19 protein-coding genes, 4 tRNA genes and 1 pseudogene are annotated in these 18,489 nt (G+C 53.8%); 17 read left to right on the top strand and 7 right to left on the bottom strand.

What is annotated here, in order from left to right; translation table 11 throughout:
- Nucleotides 1–74: 74 nt before the first annotated feature.
- The 5 genes and pseudogenes from ACIGDJ_RS12105 to ACIGDJ_RS12085 form a co-directional block, all read left to right on the top strand.
- Nucleotides 75–455, top strand: a pseudogene (locus tag ACIGDJ_RS12105) (ACT domain-containing protein); the annotation flags it as partial.
- Nucleotides 456–642: 187 nt separating this feature from the next.
- Nucleotides 643–831, top strand: a complete 189-nt coding sequence (gene csrA, locus ACIGDJ_RS12100) for a carbon storage regulator CsrA (RefSeq protein WP_002554426.1) — start codon at nt 643–645, stop codon at nt 829–831.
- A gap of 62 nt (nt 832–893) precedes the next feature.
- A tRNA-Ser gene (locus tag ACIGDJ_RS12095) sits at nt 894–984 on the top strand.
- A 107-nt stretch (nt 985–1,091) separates the two neighbouring features.
- Nucleotides 1,092–1,168: transfer RNA gene (locus ACIGDJ_RS12090), tRNA-Arg, on the top strand.
- A gap of 72 nt (nt 1,169–1,240) precedes the next feature.
- Nucleotides 1,241–1,317, top strand: a tRNA-Arg gene (locus ACIGDJ_RS12085).
- A gap of 19 nt (nt 1,318–1,336) precedes the next feature.
- Here the strand turns inward: ACIGDJ_RS12085 and ACIGDJ_RS12080 are convergent.
- On the bottom strand, nt 1,337–1,849 hold the full coding sequence (locus tag ACIGDJ_RS12080; RefSeq protein WP_397478874.1) for a cell envelope protein SmpA: 513 nt from the start codon (nt 1,847–1,849) through the stop codon (nt 1,337–1,339).
- A 321-nt stretch (nt 1,850–2,170) separates the two neighbouring features.
- Between ACIGDJ_RS12080 and mgtE the strand changes: the two genes are divergently transcribed.
- Nucleotides 2,171–3,613 (top strand): magnesium transporter, encoded by a 1,443-nt coding sequence (gene mgtE, locus ACIGDJ_RS12075; protein WP_016773597.1) that lies wholly within the window; start codon nt 2,171–2,173, stop codon nt 3,611–3,613.
- Nucleotides 3,614–3,727: 114 nt separating this feature from the next.
- Here the strand turns inward: mgtE and ACIGDJ_RS12070 are convergent, their stop codons facing one another.
- Nucleotides 3,728–4,054 carry an Arc family DNA-binding protein gene (locus tag ACIGDJ_RS12070; RefSeq protein WP_003178899.1) on the bottom strand — a complete coding sequence of 109 codons (327 nt, stop codon included), beginning with the start codon at nt 4,052–4,054 and terminating at the stop codon, nt 3,728–3,730.
- Nucleotides 4,055–4,442: 388 nt separating this feature from the next.
- Here ACIGDJ_RS12070 and phnN point away from each other — a divergent pair, with 388 nt between their 5' ends.
- A complete protein-coding gene (gene phnN / locus ACIGDJ_RS12065) occupies nt 4,443–5,012 on the top strand; it encodes a phosphonate metabolism protein/1,5-bisphosphokinase (PRPP-forming) PhnN (RefSeq protein WP_397478872.1) in 570 nt (189 codons plus the stop codon).
- On the opposite strand, the gene ACIGDJ_RS12060 is transcribed toward phnN, so the two are convergent.
- Complete coding sequence (locus ACIGDJ_RS12060) at nt 4,987–5,166, bottom strand: PA3371 family protein (protein WP_101155945.1); 180 nt, start codon at nt 5,164–5,166, stop codon at nt 4,987–4,989. The genes phnN and ACIGDJ_RS12060 overlap by 26 nt on opposite strands.
- A gap of 20 nt (nt 5,167–5,186) precedes the next feature.
- Entirely contained in the window at nt 5,187–5,420 is a 234-nt protein-coding gene (locus ACIGDJ_RS12055; RefSeq protein WP_397478871.1) for a hypothetical protein, read from the bottom strand.
- Between the two features lie 298 nt (nt 5,421–5,718).
- On the opposite strand from ACIGDJ_RS12055, the gene ACIGDJ_RS12050 reads away from it, so the two are divergent.
- Nucleotides 5,719–5,795 (top strand) — tRNA-Arg (locus ACIGDJ_RS12050).
- A gap of 286 nt (nt 5,796–6,081) precedes the next feature.
- On the opposite strand, the gene ACIGDJ_RS12045 is transcribed toward ACIGDJ_RS12050, so the two are convergent.
- Nucleotides 6,082–9,276 carry a tetratricopeptide repeat protein gene (locus ACIGDJ_RS12045; protein WP_235205584.1) on the bottom strand — a complete coding sequence of 1,065 codons (3,195 nt, stop codon included), beginning with the start codon at nt 9,274–9,276 and terminating at the stop codon, nt 6,082–6,084.
- A 368-nt stretch (nt 9,277–9,644) separates the two neighbouring features.
- On the opposite strand from ACIGDJ_RS12045, the gene ACIGDJ_RS12040 reads away from it, so the two are divergent.
- From ACIGDJ_RS12040 to ACIGDJ_RS12025, 4 genes are all read left to right on the top strand, one after another.
- Nucleotides 9,645–9,872, top strand: coding sequence for a helix-turn-helix domain-containing protein (locus ACIGDJ_RS12040; RefSeq protein ID WP_080727697.1), 228 nt, complete (start codon nt 9,645–9,647; stop codon nt 9,870–9,872).
- A 162-nt stretch (nt 9,873–10,034) separates the two neighbouring features.
- Nucleotides 10,035–11,387: a replication initiation protein gene (locus ACIGDJ_RS12035; protein ID WP_080727696.1), complete on the top strand. Its 1,353-nt coding sequence runs from the start codon at nt 10,035–10,037 to the stop codon at nt 11,385–11,387.
- Nucleotides 11,388–11,449: 62 nt separating this feature from the next.
- A complete protein-coding gene (locus ACIGDJ_RS12030; RefSeq protein WP_038442601.1) occupies nt 11,450–11,848 on the top strand; it encodes a hypothetical protein in 399 nt (132 codons plus the stop codon).
- Between the two features lie 11 nt (nt 11,849–11,859).
- Nucleotides 11,860–12,384 (top strand): GNAT family N-acetyltransferase, encoded by a 525-nt coding sequence (locus tag ACIGDJ_RS12025; RefSeq protein ID WP_038442600.1) that lies wholly within the window; start codon nt 11,860–11,862, stop codon nt 12,382–12,384.
- A 949-nt stretch (nt 12,385–13,333) separates the two neighbouring features.
- Here ACIGDJ_RS12025 and ACIGDJ_RS12020 read toward each other — a convergent pair.
- On the bottom strand, nt 13,334–13,987 hold the full coding sequence (locus ACIGDJ_RS12020; RefSeq protein WP_038442598.1) for a hypothetical protein: 654 nt from the start codon (nt 13,985–13,987) through the stop codon (nt 13,334–13,336).
- 606 nt (nt 13,988–14,593) lie between these two features.
- Complete coding sequence (locus tag ACIGDJ_RS12015; RefSeq protein ID WP_038442596.1) at nt 14,594–15,328, bottom strand: TraX family protein; 735 nt, start codon at nt 15,326–15,328, stop codon at nt 14,594–14,596.
- Nucleotides 15,329–15,642: 314 nt separating this feature from the next.
- On the opposite strand from ACIGDJ_RS12015, the gene ACIGDJ_RS12010 reads away from it, so the two are divergent.
- The 5 genes from ACIGDJ_RS12010 (at nt 15,643) to ACIGDJ_RS11990 (ending at nt 18,382) form a co-directional block, all read left to right on the top strand.
- On the top strand, nt 15,643–16,365 hold the full coding sequence (locus ACIGDJ_RS12010; protein WP_038442595.1) for a hypothetical protein: 723 nt from the start codon (nt 15,643–15,645) through the stop codon (nt 16,363–16,365).
- Between the two features lie 227 nt (nt 16,366–16,592).
- Nucleotides 16,593–17,276, top strand: coding sequence for an OmpA family protein (locus tag ACIGDJ_RS12005; protein ID WP_038442593.1), 684 nt, complete (start codon nt 16,593–16,595; stop codon nt 17,274–17,276).
- Nucleotides 17,276–17,575 carry a hypothetical protein gene (locus ACIGDJ_RS12000; RefSeq protein WP_038442591.1) on the top strand — a complete coding sequence of 100 codons (300 nt, stop codon included), beginning with the start codon at nt 17,276–17,278 and terminating at the stop codon, nt 17,573–17,575. Before ACIGDJ_RS12005 ends, ACIGDJ_RS12000 begins: the two co-directional genes overlap by 1 nt.
- A complete protein-coding gene (locus ACIGDJ_RS11995; protein ID WP_038442590.1) occupies nt 17,562–17,894 on the top strand; it encodes a hypothetical protein in 333 nt (110 codons plus the stop codon). Before ACIGDJ_RS12000 ends, ACIGDJ_RS11995 begins: the two co-directional genes overlap by 14 nt.
- Before the next feature lie 62 nt (nt 17,895–17,956).
- Nucleotides 17,957–18,382, top strand: a complete 426-nt coding sequence (locus ACIGDJ_RS11990) for a hypothetical protein (RefSeq protein ID WP_038442588.1) — start codon at nt 17,957–17,959, stop codon at nt 18,380–18,382.
- Nucleotides 18,383–18,489 lie beyond the last annotated feature (107 nt).

Below are 18,489 nucleotides of genomic sequence, written 5' to 3'. Positions count from 1 at the left end.
AATAAACCAAGAACACCAACATATACAAAACAAAAAACACTCTTTACCAAAACAACAATCTACCCAACAAAAAAGCCGCGAACATCGAAGTCGACATGATCGTGCAGAACGTCGCGCACGATAACACCACCGACTTCACCTTCACCGTGCACCGCAACGACTACCAGGCCGCACAGACCGTGCTGGAAAACACTGCTCGCGAGATCGGTGCCCGCGAAGTCGTTGGCGACACCAAGATTGCCAAGGTCTCGATCGTCGGCGTCGGCATGCGTTCCCACGCAGGCGTGGCGAGCCGCATGTTCGAATCCCTGGCCAAGGAAAGCATCAACATCCAGATGATCTCGACCTCGGAAATCAAGGTTTCCGTAGTGATCGAAGAGAAGTACCTGGAACTGGCCGTGCGCGCGCTGCACACGGCTTTCGAACTGGATGCTCCGGCCCGTCAGGGCGAGTAATCCGATTCTGTAAAGGGCGCGGTCTTACCGCGCCCTTTATTTTTGAATGGCGTGAGCCCCGGAACTGTTCTTTTGCTCGCGCTGGTCAATACTCAGGCATGTAGGACTACGATCGCTGCGGTCGTAGGTCGGGTGCCTTTTTTTTGCAGACTGTTGTCCCTGAAATGAATGGCGTAAGGAGAAAGGTATGCTGATTTTGACTCGTCGGTGCGCGGAAAGCCTGATTATCGGTGACGGCGAAATCACCGTGACCGTGCTCGGCGTCAAAGGAAACCAGGTGCGTATCGGCGTCAACGCTCCGAAAGAGGTTGCGGTGCACCGTGAGGAAATTTACCTGCGTATAAAGAAAGAGAAGGACGAAGAACCAAGCCATTAATTTTTATCGATTTTTATGTTTGCAAACGGGGAAGAAGCTGGTTAATATACGCCCCGTGTTGCGGAGAGCTGGCCGAGTGGCCGAAGGCGCTCCCCTGCTAAGGGAGTACACCTCAAAAGGGTGTCGGGGGTTCGAATCCCCCGTTCTCCGCCATTATTTGCTTAGTACGTTGTAATCTGGCTTCTTCTGTAAGTTGTTGAAATTACTAGAAAAAGCGTTTGACATAGAGATTAGACGGCCTATAATGCGCGGCAACAAATGCACTCGTAGCTCAGCTGGATAGAGTACTCGGCTACGAACCGAGCGGTCACAGGTTCGAATCCTGTCGAGTGCACCATTTAAGAGTTATTTGCTGTAAGGTGAGTAACTCGGTTTCAGCCAGTTGTGGTCTGGTTTAAAAACACAAAATGCACTCGTAGCTCAGCTGGATAGAGTACTCGGCTACGAACCGAGCGGTCACAGGTTCGAATCCTGTCGAGTGCACCATATACCAAGAAGCCCGCGTTTAACGCGGGCTTTTTGCTGTCCGGGATTTGGCTTTTCCCTTCACACAGCCTCTTTCATCAAAATCAATCTGAGCACTGCGGCCTCGCTTGAGGTCGTAACGATAGCTCGTGGTCGATGTGCGTGTGTTGATCTTGTCCGGCTTGCCCAGTGCGCTTTCGACATCCCGCTGGCTCATGCCGGCAACGACCCGCCGGTTGATGATTGCCTCACGCCGCTGCCTGCTGTCGATCAGGTTTCCACATTTGTGTTCGGCGCTGCCCACGATGCCCGGTTCGCGTCCGCGGTCTTTCATGCCGGTCACAGTTTCGTGATCGAATTCCGGCATGATCGCGACCCAGCCTGGGGAGTAGGGGTGAACCTCCTGAATCGAGAGTTGCTCGCCAGTTGCGCAGCTCATCGACGTGAAGGTGATGCGGCCGTCAGAGGCTTGGCAACGATGAAGTGTAGCGGCGTTGGACGGCGTGGCGTGGAGCAGGGCGGTCAGTAGAAAAAACGCTGGTTTTACGGGCATTCGATGTCCTCCGTGACGATCTACGTCCAAGAGTAGTCGCTGCTTTTTGCATCGCGGGTGTGTTTTCTTTTCAAGATGAGTCGTCGCATTTGCACGGATCAGGAATGCGCTCAGGTTTGTTTCGCAAGCGCTTGTTTCAGCCGTGATTTTTTCAACGTTTTAAACCGTCAGGCGTGTATCATTGCGCCCGTCAGCCCCGCCGGGGCTTATGGAAAACCTCCATGGACTTACCCAGTAGTTGTTCAGTAGCCCGTTTCACCAATCATGAATTGACTGATTGATACTTCCGGCGTGCCCCGCTGCTGGGAGTGGAGTTCGCCTATGTCCGAAATCGAAGTAAAGAAAACCCAGGAAAGCCTGCAGGATCGCCTGGCTCAGGTCGTTGAGCTGCTGCAGCGCCAGCGTGTCGTTGAAGACCTGACTCATCGCCAGGAAGGTCCGCACCACGACCGTGTGGAAAACCTGGTTCACCGGCAAAACCTCGTCGAGCTGCAACGCAAGCTCGATGATCTGCACTCCGCCGACGTAGCCTATATTCTTGAAGCCTTGCCGCTGGACGATCGTCTGACGCTCTGGCAACTGGTCAAGGCCGATCGCGACGGCGATATTCTTCTCGAAGTATCCGATTCTGTCCGTGAAACGCTGATCGCCGACATGGACGATCACGAGCTCCTGGCTGCGGCCAAGGACATGGATGCTGACGAGCTCGCTGACCTTGCCTCCGAACTGCCGCGAGACGTCGTCCATGAACTCATGGAGAGTCTGGATAACCAGCAACGCGAACGCGTGCGTTCGGCTCTGTCCTACGACGAGGATCAGGTCGGTGCGCTGATGGACTTCGAGATGGTGACCATCCGTGAGGATGTCAGCCTGGAAGTGGTTCTGCGTTATCTGCGCCGCCTCAAAGAACTTCCCGGTCATACCGACAAATTGTTCGTTGTCGATTACGACGGCGTACTCAAAGGCGTACTGCCGATCAAGCGTCTGCTGGTCAACGATCCGGAGAAGCAGGTCGCCGAGGTGATGGCCAGCGATCCGGTCAGTTTCCACCCGGACGAAGACGCCTACGACGCCGCTCAGGCATTCGAGCGTTACGACTTGATCTCCGCGCCGGTGGTCGACAAGAACGGCAAGCTGATCGGCCGTCTGACCATCGACGAAATGGTCGACCTGATCCGTGAGGAAAGCGAAAGCGAAGTCCTCAACATGGCCGGTTTGCGTGAAGAAGAAGATATTTTCGCTTCAGTGTGGAAATCCCTGCGCAACCGTTGGGCCTGGCTGGCGGTGAACCTGATCACTGCATTTGTTGCTTCGCGGGTGATCGGTCTGTTCGAAGGCTCGATCGAGAAATTGGTGGCATTGGCAGCATTGATGCCGATCGTCGCGGGTATCGGTGGCAACTCCGGTAACCAGACTATCACCATGATCGTCCGTGCCATGGCGCTGGATCAGGTCAGCACCGGCAATACGTCACGATTGATGCGCAAAGAGCTGGCGGTGGGATTGATCAACGGTCTGGTTTGGGGCGGGGTGATCGGTGTGGTCGCGTACATGCTCTACGGCAGTTGGTCGCTCGGCGTGGTGATGACGGCGGCGATGACGCTCAATCTGTTGCTGGCGGCGTTGATGGGCGTGTTGATCCCGATGACGCTGGCGAAGATGGGTCGCGATCCGGCGATGGGTGCCAGCGTGATGATCACAGCGATGACAGACAGCGGTGGCTTCTTCATCTTCCTCGGGTTGGCGACAATTTTCCTGCTTTAACCTCATGCAATCCAAAGGCCCGTCAAAGGACGGGCTTTTTTGCGCCTGCGATATGTTGAAAACGAGGCAAAAAAAAGCCAGCAATCATGCTGGCTTCAATGTGTTCGGTATGACTCAGGACGCGTCTGCGGCCATCTCTGCGTCGTGAGCGATCAGCGACACCAGGGCGTTCTGCTGACGATGCGACAGCTGACGGAAGCGTTGCAACAGCTCGCGCTCGTGCAGCGACAGCTCCGGGCTGTCCAGGCGCATGCTCAGCTCTTCGCCCAGTGCGCCTTCCTGAATGAGACTCTGCTCAAGGCGCGCAATGATCTCGGAGTTCATGCTGCGATGATGATTGCGAGCCACCTCGGCAATGCGTTCACGCATTCCGTCTGGCAGACGTACGACAAACTTGTCAGCCGTACGGCTGGAATAAATTGCCTGTTTCAATGGGCGCATATATTTAACCGGTTAGTTCAGGGGAGCGGTTCTCGGGATTGGCCGCAGGATGTGTGGTAGGACAAGCATCCGGACCAATTGGTTCAACCTGAATTGTTAAGAGGCCGGCATCATGCCTCAAAATTGCCAGATCATTGGCGTCAATTCTGTGACAAATATTGAGCTGGATAAAGGCTTAATGCCAGCACCAGTTGTCAGAAATGCGGACTGGTTGGAAATCTTTCCATCCAGCCGTATCGCTGCCCGCTGTCGAATGCATATCCGTTAATGTCCGAAGACCTCGGAACGTGCATGCTATGCGGCTCGCTATTTTTGATCCCTATGCGTACAGGATAGTGGCAATTTGCCGATTTACTAGAGGCAGGACCCGTCGGAGGGCGTTTACAGGATGGATGGCAAACTTTTTTACCTGATGGGGCCGTCCGGTTCGGGCAAGGACAGCCTGATCGAAGCGTCGCGTGAGCCATTGCGCGCGTTGAACTGTGAAGTGATGCGTCGGGTGATTACTCGATCAGCAGAGTCCGTCGGTGAAGACGCTATCGGCGTCACGCCTGAAGAGTTCGGGCGGCAGCAACAGGCCGGCGCTTTTTCCCTGGCTTGGCAAGCCAACGACCTTTCTTACGGCATTCCAGGGGAAATGGATGAATGGCTGCAAGCCGGTAGGCATGTGCTGGTAAACGGCTCCCGAGCTAACCTGCGCCAGGCGATGGAGCGATATCCGGATCTGGTACCAGTGCTGCTGACCGTCAATGACGAGGTACTGCGTCAGCGCTTGCTCGGACGCGGTCGGGAAACCCCTGATCAGATCGATGCAAGGCTGGCGCGCAATGCATTGTTCAAGGATCGAAGATCCAGCGACAGCCCCGTCCATCAGATCGACAATTCCGGCGACCTGGCTGCCGCTGTCTGCGCATTACTGCAGCTTATTCAGCTCAGCGTAGAACCGGATCGAATTTGATCTTGCGCCCGGCAATCAGAGCGAGCACAAACAGCACCGCAAACACGCCACAGCCAACCAGAGGCAAGGTGACTTGCGTCTCCTCGAACAACGCCAGATGGGTAATGCCACTGAGTAAAGCGAGGATCAGAAATCCTGCCGCCGATTTGGACATGTTGTACTCCTGAAGATATTTCAAAAAACCAGACGTTCGTTGGTTGGCGCCGCAGCTTGCCCAGGCTCGCTCACCATGTGCGTAGAGGCGTCGCTGCGATCACTCAACACTGCCCACTGCGGCGCTTTCTGCACCTGCAGGTAATGCGGCATGCGCTGCGCTACTGGCTGCTCAACGTCAGCCTTGGGAAAAAAATGTGATCCGAGCAAGAAAGCCAGAGCCGCTGCGTTTGCAAGCAAGAGGGTGCTGTTCATGGCACGACGCTCCAAATTGTTCTTTTTGATAGAACAGGCGTAGCAGCCGCCGTGCCAACAGTGTAGCGGGTGATAAGTCCTTTAAAAACAAGGGTTTGGTAAGGTTTTTCGAACGACGCTGATTGCAATCTGCAATGACTGCATTTTCGCGCAGTGCAAATTGCCCGGTAAAAGTTCCCGCAATCTTCCAAGACGCTTGCCTACACTTAAAAAGCCCTACGGACGACATGACAAACCAGGGGCTGGCCGTTAACATGCACGCCGTCTGTCGCACCGCGTGCAGGCTGCGTCAATCAGTGTCTCAGTAGCTCAATTGGATAGAGCATCCCCCTCCTAAGGGGAAGGTTGGCAGTTCGAACCTGCCCTGGGACACCATAATTATCAAGTGGTTAGCGAAACTGGGTGTTAGCTTTTTCGATTATCCTTGTTGCTAGTCCCCACTTTGGTCCCCACTTCTCTGCACGTTCATTATCGAGAGATCCACCAAGGAACCATTGTTTTTGGTCGATTTCCGAAACTGGTGCTAGTCGTTTTCAATTTCTTTGAATTCCATTCCAATTGAAAAGTCATTTGCGCTGCAGTTGATCTCTATGCGTCAGAATTGGCCGGCACGTTTGAGCCGCCCATGTAGGGGCGGCTGACAGAGATAAAGCCTTACAAGTCATGTGTGCTTGTGCCCAAATCCCCGAGGCTGAAGAAACATGTTTTCTAGGTCATTTGGGCCAACATCGGAAGCGTCCTTCACCTGCAACGATCTCTTAAGCAGATAGATTCCGTCGATGAATTGCGGTGGTTGCCCAGGCACCATTACGACTGGCATTAAGAGATAAGCACCAGCCTTCTTGTAGTCGTCCAAAAACCTTGTGAGGTTGACGTCATCAGCAGGTTCCATGGTCAGGGAGCGCGACGCCAGCATCGCAACTTGTAGATCCCCTTGATCCCTCGGGATCTTTGAGGTGATGACCATTCCGTAATGCGTCGGATGCTCGATGGAAAACCGGCGAACAATGCCTATGTGGATTTCCTCCTCTTTGTCTACTTTCCCGAATCGCTCTCGCCACCGCTCAAATATTTTTACGGCCGCATCCCTATCCTTAAACATTATCGCAATGAAGGGCGGCGCCATGGGATTAACCACTCCATAAGCTATGCCCATCCAGCCAGCGCGATCCCAGAGGTGTACATCGATCACCGATCGGACTTTCACATTGCGGTGGTCTGTCAACGTCGGGAATTCCCTCTCATCAAGGATCTCGTCTTTGGCTTGCGTTTCTTCTTGGGCTGGCCGCGGCTCTCGTCTAACCTGCGGCCTTTCCAACTTGGCTTCGAACCTTTTCGGTGAACGCTTATCCCAGGAGTTCAGGCGCGACACGCCGTCGAAGATGCGCTGGCGGCTGATGCACAGTGAACCAATCATCGCGACGCGTTCCATTGCTGCGTCTGTCTTGAATAGCCGATCAGCGGCTTCTTTGAAGTTTTTCGCAGTGCAAGTCGCTGAAAAGATGATGGCGGCGACTTCCAGCAACATGGAGAGAAAGTCGCCATGCACCGACGGGGTCCCGGGAAATACGTCATTGGGCCAGCGAACCGTCGCTCTCATACGGTCCAAATCAGCCGTCACCTCGAAACGCGCGATGCTCGCATCGACAACTGTGACATCGAAACGCTCTGCGTGAGCGAAAGCGCCCAGTTCGAACGCGGTCGCGAAGAACGCCTCGACTGTTCCAGCAATGGCTTCGGCGACGGTTATACCTGTGTCGGTGGGCTCATGTATGACGTTTACCTGAACGCCAAGTACTGAGGTGGCAAACACCTGAGTATTCTGGCCGTTGAAAATTGATGGACGCCAATGTGCGTCGCCAGCGGGCTGCCCCGCCAACTGATTGAAAAAACTCTGCACGTCCTTGGGAGATTCGCTTTCGGGAATCCATCCTTCCTGCCTCAGAGCGTCCTCATATCCCAGCAGGTATAGCAGCGTGAACCTGCTGATGTTCAGGTCCAGCCCTTCCAAGATATCAGGCATCAATTCTAGTCGCGGTACCTCCTCCGAGGAGAGGTTCGTCAGTTGACAGGCTAGGACCATGTCGAAGTCCTTCAATTGCGCGGCGGCACGACTCTTCGACTTGTCGTCGAGTGGCAAAGCGTTCAGGCATCCGCGCGCGATCTGAACCATTCCCAGCAACTCAGGGAAGTGCTTAAGCTGGACCGCTTGCCATGCCGCATTCATCAGCGTCGGAAATAGAGTTGACGAGAGTTCGCCGTTTTCTTCACCTTCAATGAACAAGGTCGCGGCGGCCGAGGTGCAGCTCGCACGTGCCGCCCAGAGTAAACCAGCGCTTTGGTAAGCGACCGAAAGTTGAAGCAGGGCGTCAACCAGGTTTTCCGCATGCTCCTTTTTGGAAAGAAGCCGGGCGGCTTTGCCAAGAAGCCGGATCATCTCCATGTTTTCGTCGAAGTCGAGTTGCTTGGCGCGATTGAGCAATACCACCGCGCCTTGAACCTCCCCCGTACGTTTAGACACGAAGTCGGAGAGTTGGTCCACAAGGTTCCGGTAATCTCGGTCTTTGCCGGCGACCTGGCCGAACACCTCAATTAGCCTAACCAGGCGTTTAGCATCAAACTCCCCCAAGCCGTCAGCCTCGACGAGGATGTCTGCAAACTGTGGCCACAGCGAGGAAATTCGTTCTGGCTCGCCGGCAATCAGGGCTTCGTTGAGCTGGATGGTCAGCAGCGAAGTCTTTGCCTCCAGCGCATTGTTTGGCCGGCTGCTGTCGCTCGCTAGTTCAGCAAGCCTTGATGATAACCGGGCAATTCGGGGTTCCAGTCGGACTTGCTCCGACGTGAGGTGCTCATGAATGACGGTATTGAATAGTAACTGCGCCAAGTTGCACAGCATCTCAAGATTAGTCGCATGTTCGTTTCCGATGACAAGGGCTTCAAAGCCATCATAGCCGTCGACGATGGCCTTGATGTCGTCGAACCACCAGAACGCCGTCCAGAGCGACTCGTAGCGCGCGTTGAGCTGCTGCCGAAGCGTTCCTCCATCGTCCGCCAGGCGAACGGCCCGAACAAACCTGCCGTCGACGTCAGTTCGCGGCAGTTCCAGTTCTCGCGCCAGCTTTGCTGCCACAAGCGCTTCGGATGCGCGCTGCATCTTCATCCCGACAAACGTAGAAGGGTCCGCAAGTTCCTGCTCTATGTCGGCTAGTTGCTGCTTTCGCGAATAATCAGATGGGCCAAGATCAAGATCGCTCGTTTCTTCACCGATCTTCAGATAGTTAAACGCAAGATCGCGGCGATTCTTATCGATGACCTCATTGATGATCCAGGCACGGTCGTGGATGATCACTTGAACACCGTGCTTACGGGTGAGTTCATCTTCCACTCGGGCTCGATCCTTCGCACGCGCGGCTCTGGACGTCACAAAAAAGATCTTTTTGTAGTCGCGGTCTGTGGCCACGATTCCATCCACGTCCGACCTCGCTTTGTCGGCCCACGTTTTTTTCGCGCTGAAGGCGAAAGCCCATCGCTCGCTGCCGCTATTGGCCATACCGATAAAGGTGAGCTTGCTAATCTCATCGGAGACCGGAGAGGTCTCGGTGTCGGCCTTGCTGTCACCGCCACCCTCCGGGCCAGTTGCCGGCCTTAGGTTTGGACAAATCGTCCGTTCGCAAAGCTTGCGGCAGAACAGTTCAAAGTCATGCGTTTGGTTACGCTCGGTGATGGTGTCCAGGTGATGCGACAGGACCTCGGCTTTGAGCTGATGCTTGACGCTAGAGGTTGAGTCCGAATAGAGCTCAGGTCGGAACTGGCGCATGAACCGTGATGGCGAAACAACCTTTTCTTCAGCCTTCATCTGCATCCTGTGGCTCTCTGTTCGCGGGGGCATCGGCGGTCCTTGGCAATGGAAAGCGTGCTGTTGCGTCTAAAAAACACTAGCGATTTTTCCGAGATTGTATCCCATCGCGGCGGATCGGCTTGGGGTGTCCTCTGTACTGGCGTAACAACCAGGCGTGATGCTCACAATCGACGTAAATCTAAATTTACCTAGATTAGTTAGTTATAATTACAAGTGTTTTAATTCATTTCTGTCGCTTTGTTTGTTAGCGCCTCGCTGTGGCGCCGCATAAATATATTCAGATGCAATTGCGATAGAAAAACGACGGGGAAAACAGCAAGTTAGTGCCAAAGTTCAGCGGATTGACGTGTCAGCTCGTGTCGCGAATGATCAGCGTCACAGGCTTCGACAACGAGATATATGCGATGCAAATTCAAACTACTGAGCAGGTTTGCGAGATCTTTAAGATTTCACGTTCAACGCTTTATCGGCTATCGAAGAACGATCCCACCTTTCCACAGCCGTTGCATTTCGGTCGCGCAATTCGCTGGAACCTCGCAGACATTTGTGAGTTTTACGCGCAGCAACGACACGCCTCGCAAAAACGGGCATAAAAAAAGCCCGCACGAGGCGGGCCTTTCCTTAATTACGTTCAGCAGCTGATTTCTTGGCGGAAACCTGCGGAACGCAATCGGTGAACACAGTATGTATATGCCTTTGCAGATCTGCAAGCATCAATTCTGCGTGCGTGTTCACCGCCGATCAGGCGGTGGTCGATGGCGGCAATAGCTCATTGTTTTGGCACATCTTCACTTAGCGATACACCTCCATCCCGATTCTTTGAGCCCGGCGGTGTGTTCAATCGAGTGTTGACAGAGGCCCCGTATCTGGCTCGCTGTAGCGATAACAAAACCGCCGCGCGAGTTCGCCCCCGCGAGCACGCCATTCGCTATCCATACATGCAGATCAATCGTCCAGGGATGGTGTCTTGGCTGATCTTCGACCTCGATCACATTAATTCACTTGCCTGGGACGACGAAGGTCTGCCGCCGCCGAATCTGATCGTGCGGAACAGGAATAATGGACATTCACACCTTTTCTACGCCATTCCCCCGGTCTGCACGACTGAGAACGCCCGAGACAAGCCGATTCAGTACATGAAGGCGGTCTACACCGCCTTTGCCCTGCGCTTAAAGGCCGATACCGATTACAACAGCGGCCCCGTCGCCAAGACTCCAGGGCATCCGTGGTGGTCGACATCAGAGTTGCATAACCACGTCTACGAGCTAGGCGAACTGGCCGATTATGTGGAGCTGGAGGTTTCGCCTTGGAAGACGGGGCCACAGCTGGAAGACCTCCCGCACTCCAGACACTGCATCCTGTTTGAACAGCTTCGCTATTTCGCTTACAGCATCGTGAACCAGGAGCGCGAACGCGGGACGCTTGCCACGTTCACACGGCGACTGGAAGCCTTCGCTCACAACCATAACAAGTTCGCTAGGAATGGCTTTACCCAGGACTTAATGCTGTCCTCAGTAAGAGCGACGGTCAGATCCGTCGCACGTTGGACGTGGACGCGCTACGAGGGCAGTGCCAAGTGTTGCCGGGGGGCGATGGAACTCGACAAGTCATTACCACTAAACGAGCGTCAGAGCCTCGCAGCCAGGCGCACCCACGAATTGCGGCATAAGGCTACCGAATCGAAGATCCGAGCGGCGTGCAGAGGACTCCAGGAGCGCGGTGAACAGCTAACTCAAGCCTCGATAGCCACCTTTGCGGGTCTCGCTCGGCAGACGGTGGCCAACTATGGCCACGTCCTGGATGAAGTCTCGCGGCCGCAGATCATAGCCGTCCTGGGCGCGGCTAAATCCCCTTGCATGCAATCACAAATCGTCGCTGGCACCAGCGATCGAGTAAGCGAATGCAATCATTCCGCTGCCCCTACCAGCGCGACCTTGGATGTTAATTATGGTGCACATCAGGTAACCGCCCCTCTGCAGTTGGCTTTGAAAAGCAACTGGCGCGAAGTGGGGGTAGGGATTAGGGGAGCAACGGAACAGAAAGTGCACTGTAAGTCCCCCTGCCTGCCCCGCAAAAAGCTTGAAGAGCCCGTAACCTCAGCCTCATAGCATCCTCAGGTAAAGCGATGTCAAGCTTTATGTGGTAGTCTTGGCACAAATGAGGTGTTCCCATGACCGATAAATCGAAGTCCCAACCAACCGCAAAAGGCCAGCCCCTGTTTCAGGAAGCCGGCAGTGGTCGCTTTGTGACGCTCGCATTTTCTGGCGACCCCTCGCAGCACGAAGAGGTCAAGACTACTCATGCATTGCGAGTGAAGTCTTTCCTACGCCATCGAGGCTGGTCAAAGCTCAAGCATGTTGAAAAGTCGTCCTTGTCAGCGATGCAGAAGGAGATCAAGGAGCTGCAGCAACAGATGCAGGCCCTGGTACGCAGCCAGCAAGAAGCCGTGGTCGTTGACTTGGTGGATCTGGAAGGCCTCACCGTTATGAATTCGGCTGTCGCTCGTGAGATGCTCGACAATCCCCCTCCGCCAAACGCCAAACTCCAGGCCTTGCTCGCACTGCGCTAAGGCTTTAGGAAATGGAATTCAACACTGTCCCGTACGACAAGTCGATAGACCGCAAAGCTTTTGATTGCGGTCGTCACTTTGCCCTTAATACCTATATCGCCCAACAGGCTACCCAAGACGAAAAGCGCAACGTCTCCAGGACGTTCATGCTTGTTGAGGATGGCCAGCTGATAGGCTACTACACGCTGGCCAACGCCTCCGTCGTGGAGTCCGGCCTCAGCGAAGAGCAGATGAAAAAGATGCCCCGCTACCCGATGCCGGCAGTGCTGCTCAGCCGTTTGGCTGTGGACAAAGGTCAGCAAGGTAAAGGAGTCGGCAAGCGGCTAATGGTCGATTTCTTCCGACGGGTGTACGCGATCTCCAAGCATTCTGGCGTGGCTTTCATCCTGGTCGATGCCAAGGACGAAAAGGCAGCAAGCTACTATCGCGATCTGGACTTTGTAGAGACCAACACAAGCCCTCTACGCTTGGCACTCTCGACAGGCACCATCATCCAGGGCTTCAAAGCTCTTGAGGCTGCACAGCAGCCATCCTGACGGGGCAGCAGTTGGGCTTAAGTGCACTTTTCTGTTCCGTTACTCCCAAACTCCAACCTCGGGATAGGAGTGCTTATCGTCGGGGTATCTGCGCGGGGCGATATCTGGAAGGCCCGGAGAACTTGAGCTCTAGACGGGTTCGAGCTGCCTAACATGAATTTAACATCTAGCCCTGGATGCATTACGACTCAGCTAGAGGAATTCGACAGGGGAAATACCATGCGGCCTGTCAGGTTGAGGCGCTGCGTGAGCCGACTAGGCCAGCGACCCTGGCCTATGAGTTGAAGTCCGTGGCTGCGAGCTTTGAGCATGGCAAGGGCCATTATTCAGCGTGGAGCAGGATGAACAGAAATGATCAGTGGGCCTTTTGAACGCTTGTAAATCCTTGCATAATTAACTTGCGCCTTAGTCGTGTACCAAAGGGTGGTCACAGGGATCCGAAAGGATCGCACCCCGTTACTGCGAAAGCAGTTCGCCCAGCGCGACGCAAGAACGACCTGCCCCGTCGAACGCATGCATTCGACGGCTGAGAGTCCCTCCTAGAGAGGGATTCGCCGTTTCTGGCCCCCGATTTCCTGAATAGCCATAGCCTCAAGGCTTCAAGCTCTATGGACTCAAACGCTTAGCGTACGATTTTTTCGTATTCTCTATCGACCCATAGTAGTGCTTATCGTCGGGGTATCTGCGCGCCTGCGAGACGGGATGCCCAATCTTTGATCAAGCGCCAGAGGCGCTTGAGAGGCCCCGTAAGGGAAGGAAATGGATTGAAGGGCCGTGTGCGAAATTGCGCTCCAGTTGACCACCCGGTGCAATCGACCCGACCAGTCACTTGCATTCGTTCTGATCAGTGATTGCATCGGGTTTGACCGATAAGCGTTGTAACAATAATTGGCAGAGAACGGCCTACAGTCTGCAATTTGCCTCGTTGCTGTCGGTGACTGTTGGCGCGCTATGTCGTGGGCTTGATTAATTGGCGCGCCAGTTTGGCGATTTCGCGCGCGTCAAGTTTGGACAGGTGATCAATAAGCGCGATTTTTTTTCCGATCCCGTTCAAGGAGGTGCCCATAACAATGCCAGCCATGTTTTCAGCATCTATCCAAAAACGATCATGAAATTCGTCGGTAACAACATCCTTGATCGAAACATTTGGCGCAACTGCCTTCAGGGCAGAATGCATAGTCGAACTCTTATTAGCCGTTCTACCGTTCGTAAAGAATGTCACGGAGCTAAGCTGGTCGGAAAGTGCGGACATCATTTTTTCGAAAAGGGCAACGCAATCAGGATCATCCGAATAAAAATAGGGATCAATAATGAAAAGATCCTTTACTCCTTTCAGTTTTTCAACGAATTGAAGAACGACGTCCGCGATTTCATTCACATGGATACCCCCATGCATTACAGCATCGCAAGCCAGCGAAAAATTAAATAACGAAGAAAATCCGTTTTCAACAATATATTCTCGAAAATAATCGCGAGCGTTGATCGCATCGAATCTCGTTACGAGAAAATGCGAGAACTCTGGATGTTTGTGGACCTCTTTGAGAAAGTCCACGAAATCGAATCCTTCCTTGTAGCTTTTAACATAAACGATGCCGGAGTCCACAGTCCCTTCCTTTTTTTATTGGCTTCGAAGTTTCAGTTTCTTAACAAGCCTTGGTGCGGAGAACGCACGAACGCTCGATCGTTTCGTCGTTCGCGATGCTACTCCGATCGGGGCTTCGCCGACCCACGTCCGAAATGTTCGCTTAACGGCTCTTCGCAGTGCCTAAGCACCTCCCCGGTCTCGGGATCTAAGACGCGCTCGTAGTAAGTATCAGCATCTCGATCGATATCTCGCACCTTTTCAACAAACTTTTCCCGGGAAACGCTCCATTGGCTTCCCGTCTGAAGGTGTCGTCGGATTTTCCGCTTGCCCGTCACGTTCACATTTTTGGATTGAACGTCTAAAAAGTCTGTCACCGTCAGGTTAGCCTCGTCGACGAACACTAGGTGGATATGCTTCGCAAAGCTCCCGCAGCGACTACACGGAGCTTTTTTCTCGCCGACGCGGATTGGCATGCACGGCTCACCGCAATCTCCACATGTCCAGGTCTCGCCTTGACTCACGGCAAATCTCTCCTTGGAAGCCCCGCCCTGCCTTGCCGGGCGATGTCGTAATAGTTGGAAATGTACAGCATTTACTCTTCTTCCCGTAGATCGTAAGGGCGCATCAGGTCCAGGCTATCGACAGTGATTTGAGTATCATCAGGTGGATTGGATAGAGGGGGTATAGCCAGCTACCGACTTTCCGTAGCGGGCGCACACGGACCTGCAGGAGTAACAGGCCGAACGGCGGTGCAATAGCAGCAACTCCAATCACAATCTGATCGCTGAGCAGCTGATCAGATAGCAGCAGTATTTGTAGGCCGCCGTTTGCTAACACGGCTAAGAGTGCTGCTATTGACCAGCTCGCGATCCTGGACTCAAGCCCCTGCGCCTTGAGCGCAAACATTAAGGCAACAGGCAGTAGCCCCCCTGTCACACCATATCCAAGCACCGGTCTGTAAGCTATCGACAGCGCAAATGCGAGTAACCCGCCTGCAATTAGCCTTGGCGATCTATGATGTGCAGCTTGGGCTATACACAAGCCGAGTGCGAGAGTGAAAAAAATGTTTAAATTTCCATTGTCGAAAAATCTCGAATAAGGCCATTGACTCAGCATTGCGAACAGAAATATCCCACCCAGGTATTTCCACTCGCTCGGATATCCGACCGGCTGCCGGACAACATTTACCGCAATCGCCAGGCAGAATAAAGGGTATGCAAACCGACCGATAATTCGCATCCAGTACAGATTTTCGTGGACTTCATTTGGTAGCACGAACCAGGCGTGATCGATGATCATCGTAAATAGTGCGATCCACTTAATTAGATCAAGTGAGTTGTCTCTTTCGAAATTTTTCATTGTTGGCCTGCAAGGCTATTTGCTAGTGTTGATTATATATGAGTTCTACGCTTGTGATATATATTTATCATGAGTGCTCGTGAGTGAAGTGCTTGTATATGTAGTTGTGCTGGGGGATAATTGTCTTCAAGAAGTGCTTTGTAGTTAATGACTGTGCACCGAGCTTCCCCCGAACAGCGGTAGGGGAGGTTAGGCAATAATTAAAAATGTCCTGTCGGATGGCCGCTGTTACTCATATGTGTCCCAGTTGTTTCTGGCACCCTTCGAATGTTCTCGTTTCAATCATTCGATTAACAGAGTTACGGAGCTCCGACATGAAAGATGTGATTGTTATCCTCAACGATTTACAAGACATTGCAGACTCGATTGCACCGTTGTACCAAAAGTACGATCGTCAATTGCAACCGCAGCCTGCCTACATTGCCATTGACATCTGCAGCGGCGAGATTAAGGCGGATGTCAATGGCGAGGTCGGTAACGGAGTCCCGTTCAGCGTCTGGCATGGCCTGGTGCGCCGCTATAGAGTTCCCAGCGATGTGCGTGGCTCGGCCATCGCAGCATTTCTACGCAGTGCCGAGTTCCAAGTACTGGCCACCCGTATTGTGGGCGGCGCCGAAGATGTTTGGGACGACAATAACAGGGTCGGCAAGCTGAGTGATGACGCCAAAGTTGCTGAAGAAGAGCTGGAAGCCCTGATCCGGGTCGAGTTAGATGGGGACGACGAATATACTCATGCCCAGATCTGGGATGCTGATAGCTTGGGCCAATGCAGCTTGACCGATTACTGGTCAGCCGACAAAACCTTGGATGAGGCCACCATAGAGCTTGAGGAGGGCGCTAAGCACGAGGGCGCTCTATTAGACGTGGATGTCCGTGACTTTCTGTTGGACAACGCGCTCCGCACTTTCCATAGCCGGTCAGCTTGTTCGTTGACCGAAATCCATATTCTCGCTCTGTTGAGCCAAGGTCGGATTGACCAGGACGAAGCCGCTGAGTGGCGCGGTGAGTACCGCGACTACGAGCCTCCACAGCCCTAAAGTTAGACTAATCCAGTCGGGCAGCAACTCGGCTGGAGTTTTAAGTAGTACGGTGTAGATATAAGCTGCGCACTGAACTTCCTCGGATCAGCGACAGGGGAGGGGAGGCAATAAAAAGAAACGCCCAGTCGGGTCTTCGCTGTGACACCAGTTGATCTGCCGCTCCCGCGGCTTCGCATGCCATTGCGTGCAAACCCAATCAACCCGTCGCAGTAAAGGACTCGACAATGAAAAAGATCATCTCCGCATCGCTCATCATCAGCATCCTCTCCCTGGCCGGCTGCGCCAACCTCGCCCCGACTGACAAAGACGGCTCGCGCAACCAGACCTTGACCTGGGGGAGTATCGGCACCATCGCCGGCGCCGCTGCAGGCGCACTGATCAATAAAGGCAACCACGGCAAGGGCGCACTTATCGGTGCCGGTATCGGCGGTCTGGCCGGCGCGGGTTACGGCGTCTATGCGGATCGCCAGGAAGCCGAATTGCGCAAGGCAACTGCCGGCACTGGCATCGACGTACAGCGCCAAGGCGATGACATCAAGCTGGTGATGCCTGGTGCGATCACGTTCGCTAATGGCTCGACCGAACTGTCTCCTGCTGCCCAATTTAACCTGGACAAGCTGTCTGGTTCCTTCAAGCAGTACGGAGAAAACAACATTGAGGTGACTGGCCACACCGATAGCATTGGTAGCAACTCCAACAACATTGAGCTGAGCCAGAAGCGCGCTATCAGCGTCGGCAAACACCTAATCGCCCAAGGCATCGATAAAACTCGCATCCAGATCTACGGTGCTGGCCCGTCCCAGCCGATCGCAAACAACGGCACGGAGGAGGGCAGGGCACAAAACCGCCGGGTCGAGATCCGCCTGAAGGCACCGATCCAGCCCGTGGCCATGGATAAGGCTCAGTAATGAGCCTGCGCCTGGCTTCACCGCCAAGCCTGGATGTCGCCCTGCTCCTGATGCAGGGCGAGCACCTGGAAGCGGTCGCACTGATGGTTGAGTCCGGTGCTGTTGACCTGATGGAGCTTGAGGAACTGAAGATCAAAATTGGCGTATATGCCGAGATTGGTTCCAGCACGAGGATCCGGCTTGCTCCAGGTACACGCGAAAAACTACATCACGGCTCTATTGAGGTTAAACAGATCATCCAGGCCTGGCGCGAAGCGCAGCAGGACCTGGTGCGGGAGATAAACGATGAACGCACTTAGTATTTTCTGGCCCGGATTCACGACCGCTCGCCGGATCGCTCGCATTCCAGTGCGCTTTCTGGTTGCCGGCCTGGAGGCCTGTGTCGACTTTGGTCGTTATGTTTCGATCTCTGATTTCCGCTGGCTCGCTGCTCTCGTGATGTTTGCTCTGGTGTTCGGTTGCGGCGCTGCAGCGATGACCTGGGCGTTTGCGATCGCCGGCCTGACGTACGCCGCTCACACCGGTCTAACGATATCTGGATCTGCTGTCCTCGGCCTGCTGTACGTGACTGCAGCCGCTTACTTGGCCTTGCTCACTCCTCAGCTGATCGAGCTATGAGCCCGCTGATACACAAATCATGCGATCCGGTTGAAAATTGCGAAGTAAAGAGGACTGAAATCATGAAAATCAAAATCGCCATACTAGTGCTGACTCTGGTCGCCCTGGTTGGGTGTGGCGAACAGAAGTTGAATCAGGTCATGCCGAAAGCTGCGACTACTGACGCAGTTTACAGTGCGAAAGCCTCTCAATATCTGGAGGATGCACTCGGCACACCCAAGGCAAAAAAAATCGTACTGACCTTCTGGAATGAGAAAAGCAATCCAGACACCGGCTATTTATCCCTGGTCGTCGATGGCGTCGAAAAAGTCCGTCCCATTGACAACTACGGTGGCGTCAATCGCCGAACAGCAAGCACTGATGGATTTAAGTTTGTCTTTGAGAATGGCACTTGGCGGGCATATGTAGCTGAGAAGGATATCGAGACCCATGGTGAGCATCCCCAGGAGTTCTATAACGAGATGACCGGAATACTTCGCCGGTACTGATCAAGCTTCGCAAAAAAACCCCTCAATGAGGGGTTTTTTTGTGGGTGGGATATTAATAGTCAAGCCATAGTTTATAGCTATTGGTTTGAGAGTTGTGGGCGCTAAAT

This window comes from Pseudomonas sp. NPDC079367, assembly GCF_044542195.1.
Lineage (GTDB): Bacteria > Pseudomonadota > Gammaproteobacteria > Pseudomonadales > Pseudomonadaceae > Aquipseudomonas.
The sequence above is the reverse complement of the archived record's forward strand: the minus strand, read 5'-3'. Positions and strand labels throughout refer to the sequence as shown.